1 protein-coding gene and 1 pseudogene are annotated in these 1679 nt (G+C 60.6%); both read left to right on the top strand.

Features of this window, described 5'->3' with window-relative positions; translation table 11 throughout:
- Positions 1 to 1148, top strand: a pseudogene (locus BST40_RS28020) (hypothetical protein); the annotation flags it as partial.
- Positions 1149 to 1495: 347 nt separating this feature from the next.
- On the top strand, positions 1496 to 1679 hold a 184-nt coding region (locus BST40_RS28015), incomplete at its 3' end, for a PPE domain-containing protein (protein ID WP_142276853.1).

The following is a 1679-nucleotide window of genomic DNA, read 5'->3' as shown; positions in this document are numbered from 1 at the left end:
GCGTCAAGTTCGGCTTTGGCAACTTCGGCATCGGATACATTTGCAAGACCATCTTCGGCTGCGGCATCCTGTGCAATCTCAACCTCGGCAGCGGAAACTTCTTCGGTAACGGGAACTTCGGCTTCGGAAATTCCTTCAGCAGCGGAAACCTGGGCAGTGGCAACACCTTTAACCCGTTTGATTTCAGTAGCGGCAACAACTTCGGGGATGCGAACCAAGGCGCATTCAATATAGGTAGCGCCAACATCGGCTCCTCCAACATCGGCTTCGCGAACATCGGCGACAACAACTTCGGTTTCGGCAATAACGGCAACAACAACATCGGCTTCGGGCTCACCGGTGACAACCAGGTCGGCTTCGGCGCGTTCAACACCGGCACCAACAACATGGGCTTCGGGAACTCGGGCAACAACAACATCGGCTTCTTCAACTCCGGTGAAGGGAACTTCGGCTTCTTCAACTCGGGGACCGGCAACTTCGGCTTCGCCAACTCGGGCGACACCAACAGTGGCTTTTGGAACTCCGGTAACACCAACACCGGCATCGGCAATGGTGGCTCCATCAACTTCGGTTTCGGCAATGGGGGCTTCACCAACATGGGCTTCGGAAATTCGGGGGATGCCAATCTGGGCCTGGGTAGCTCAGGGCACGACAACACCGGCGGATTCAGTTCGGGCGGCCTGAATACCGGCTTCTACAACGCGGGCGACGCGAACACGGGCTTCGGCAACTTCGGTGACGTCAATACGGGCCTGTTCAACTCCGGCGACTTCAACACGGCGATTGGCAGTGCGGCCACGCCCGCCGGGGCGACCTCGTCGGGCTTCGGTACCACCGGTACGAACGTGTCGGGCTTCTTCAACAACGGCAACGACACCTCCGGCTTCCAGAACCACGGTGACTCCAGCTCGGGCTTCCAGAACACCGGTGACGGCCAGACGGGCCTGTTCAACTCGGGCAACAACAACACCGGAATCGCAAACTCGGGCACCTTCGTTTACGGCATCGGTAACACGGCCACGCTCGGCTTCAGCTCGGGTCTCTTCCACTCGGGACTTGGCAGCTCCGGTGTCGGGAACTCCGGTGACGGCAGTGCGGGCTTGTTCAACCAGGGCGACAACCAGGCGGGTATCCTCGGTCAGCCCTAACGGAACGGGTATCCGGGTCTCGGTTCCTCGGCTAAAGATGCCGTGGTGCTGCGCCCAAACAGCGAACCCGTTGTAGCGCAACGCAACAAGCGTTTCTGGCGGTCGGCGCACATTCGGCTCTCTTGGTGGCGGTCGCACCCAAGGCACCGGCTCGCCGTGGGCTATCCAGCGCGGTGGCGGAGACCAACTACCGACGTCCGCATGTCCGCGACGGCACCGCATTAGCCTCTGAACTTTCGGCCTCATGACTAGGGCCGGAAGGCCCTGTTGAACCCAAACGCGTTCGCGCGATGCTCGGTTTTCGCCGATCGGACGATGCTGGCCGGGGCTCAGAAGGGACGGATGCGATGAATTTTTCAGTCTTGCCACCGGAGATCAATTCGCTGCGAATGTTTTCTGGTGCCGGTTCGGCCCCGATGTTGCAAGCCGCGACGGCTTGGGACGGGTTGTCTGCTGAGTTGGGGTCTGCCGCGTCGTCGTTTTCGTCGGTGACGTCCGGGCTGGCGGGTCAGGCATGGCAGGGTCCGGCGG

This window comes from Mycobacterium persicum (genome assembly GCF_002086675.1).
Taxonomy (GTDB): Bacteria; Actinomycetota; Actinomycetes; order Mycobacteriales; family Mycobacteriaceae; genus Mycobacterium; species Mycobacterium persicum.
Note: the sequence above shows the minus strand (reverse complement) of the source record. Positions and strands in the feature narration are given on the sequence as shown.